The following is a 3,176-nucleotide window of genomic DNA, read 5'->3' on the forward strand; positions in this document are numbered from 1 at the left end:
GACCTTGTCGAGCCTGACCATCACGCCGACCAACGACGCCAACTTCACGCTGAGCGTGGCGGCGACCGCCACCGACGGCGAGGGCAACCTCAGCGCCACCACCACGGCGACCGAGAYGGTGACGGTCAACCCGCTGGCGCCGACCCTGGCGCCAGTGGCCGAGAGCGGAGTCGAGGGCGCGGCGATCGCGCTGAATCTGGGCGCCACGGTCAATGGCCTGGCTGGCGACAGCAACGGGCTGGCCTCGCTGGTGGTCGGGGCGATCCCGGTCGGTGCCACTGTGAGCGACGGTGCGGGTGGTCATAGCTTCACCGCTTCGGCCGGCCACAGCGCGGTCGATGTCCATGGCTGGACCCTGTCGAGCCTGACCATCACGCCGACCAACGACGCCAACTTCACGCTGAGCGTGGCGGCCACCGCCACCGACGGCGAGGGCAACCTCAGCACCACCACCACCGCGACCGAGACGGTGACGGTCAATCCGCTGGCGCCGAGCCTGGCGCCAGTGGCCGAGAGCGGAGTCGAGGGCGCGGCCATCGCGCTGAACTTCGGTGCCACGGTCAACGGCCTGGCCGGCGACAGCAATGGCCTGGCCTCGCTGGTGGTCGGGGCGATCCCGGTCGGTGCCACGTTGAGCGACGGCAGCCACAGCTTCACCGCTTCGGCCGGCCACACCGCGGTCGATGTCCATGGCTGGACATTAGGCTCACTGACGATCACGCCGACCAACGACGCCAACTTCACGCTGAGCGTGGCGGCGACCGCCACCGACGGCGAGGGCAACCTCAGCACCACCACCGCGACCGAGGCGGTGACGGTCAATCCGCTGGCGCCGAGCCTGGCGCCGGTGGCCGAGAGCGGAGTCGAGGGCGCGGCGATCGCGCTGAATCTCGGCGCCACGGTCAACGGCCTGGCCGGCGACGGCAACAGCCTGGCCTCGCTGGTGGTCAGCGCGATCCCGGTCGGTGCCACGTTGAGCGACGGCGTKGGCGGTCATAGCTTCACGGCCGATGCGAGTCATAGCGCGGTCGATGTCCATGGCTGGACCCTGTCGGCCCTGACCATCACGCCAACCAGCGACGCGAACTTCACGCTGAGCGTGGCGGCCACCGCCACCGACAGCGAGGGCAACCTCAGCACCACCACCACTGCCACCGAGACGGTGACGGTCAATCCGCTGGCGCCGAGCCTGGCGCCAGTGGCCGAGAGCGGAGTCGAGGGCGCGGCCATCGCGCTGAACTTCGGCGCCACGGTCAACGGCCTGGCCGGCGACGGCAACGGCCTGGCCTCGCTGGTGGTCGGCGCGATCCCGCTGGGCGCCACGTTGAGCGATGGCAGCCACAGCTTCACCGCTTCGGCCGGCCACACTGCGGTCGATGTCCATGGCTGGACCTTATCGAGCCTGACGATCACACCGACCAGCGACGCCAACTTCACGCTGAGCGTGGCCGCGACCGCCACCGACAGCGAAGGCAACCTCAGCACCACCACCACGGCCACCGAGACGGTGACGGTCAACCCGCTGGCGCCGACCCTGGCGCCGGTGGCCGAGAGCGGAGTCGAGGGCGCGGCCATCGCGCTGAACCTCGGCGCGACGGTCAATGGCCTGGCCGGCGACAGCAATAGCCTGGCCTCGCTGGTGGTCGGCGCGATCCCGGTCGGGGCCACGTTGAGCGATGGCAGCCACAGCTTCACCGCCGATGCAAGTCATAGCGCGGTCGACGTCCATGGCTGGACCCTGTCGGCCCTGACCATCACGCCAACCAGCGACGCCAACTTCACACTGAGCGTGGCGGCCACTACTGCCGACGGCGAGGGCAACCTCAGCACCACCACCACKGCCACCGAGGCGGTGACGGTCAATCCGCTGGCGCCGACCCTGGCGCCAGTGGCCGAGAGCGGGGTCGAGGGCGCSGCCATCGCGCTGAACCTGGGCGCSACGGTCAATGGCCTCGCCGGCGACRGCAACAGCCTGGCCTCGCTGGTGGTCAGCGCGATCCCGCTCGGTGCCACGTTGAGCGATGGCAGCCACAGCTTCACCGCTTCGGCTGGCCACACCGCGGTCGATGTCCATGGCTGGACGCTAGGCTCACTGACGATCACGCCGACCAATGACGCCAACTTCACGCTGAGCGTGGCGGCCACCACTGCCGACGGCGAAGGCAATCTCAGTACCACCACCACGGCSACCGAGACGGTGACGATCAATCCGCTGGCGCCAGCCCTGGCGCCGGTGGCAGAGAGTGGGGTCGAGGGCGCSGCCATCGCGCTGAACCTCGGCGCCACGGTCAACGGCCTGACTGGCGACAGCAACAGCCTGGCCTCGCTGGTGGTCAGTGCGATCCCGGTCGGGGCCACGTTGAGCGATGGCAGCCACAGCTTCACCGCCGATGCAAGTCATAGCGCGGTCGACGTCCATGGCTGGACGCTAGGCTCACTGACGATCACGCCAACCAGCGACGCCAACTTCACGCTGAGCGTGGCGGCCACYRCYRCCGACRGCGAGGGCAACCTCAGCACCACCGCGACCGCCGCCGAGACGGTGACGGTCAATCCGCTGGCGCCGAGCCTGGCGCCAGTGGCAGAGAGCGGAGTCGAGGGCGCGGCGATCGCGCTGAATCTSGGCGCGACGGTCAACGGCCTCGCCGGCGACAGCAATGGCCTGGCCTCGCTGGTGGTCGGCGCGATCCCGGTCGGTGCCACTGTGAGCGACGGCGCGGGYGGTCACAGCTTCACCGCCGATGCGAGTCATAGCGCGGTCGATGTCCATGGCTGGACGCTAGGCTCACTGACGATCACGCCGACCAATGACGCGAACTTCACGCTGAGCGTGGCGGCGACCACTGCCGACGGCGAGGGCAACCTCAGCACCACCACCACSGCGACCGAGACGGTGACGGTCAATCCGCTGGCGCCCACCCTGGCGCCGGTGGCAGAGAGCGGAGTCGAGGGCGCGGCGATCGCGCTGAATCTGGGCGCCACGGTCAACGGCCTCGCCGGCGACAGCAATGGCCTGGCCTCGCTGGTGGTCGGCGCGATCCCGGCCGGTGCCACGCTGAGCGACGGCGCGGGCGGTCACAGCTTCACCGCCGATGCGAGCCACAGCGCGGTCGATGTCCATGGCTGGACGCTAGGCTCACTGACGATCACGCCGACCAGCGACGCGAACTTCACGC

At 69.9% G+C, this 3,176-nt stretch carries 1 protein-coding gene; it reads left to right on the forward strand.

The genetic code is table 11. From position 1 onward, the window contains the following. Positions 1–3,176: beta strand repeat-containing protein (locus tag AC1DS3_RS37160; RefSeq protein WP_477129194.1), on the forward strand; the 3,176-nt coding region annotated here is incomplete at both ends.

Source organism: Cupriavidus sp. 01L46, from assembly GCF_056399905.1.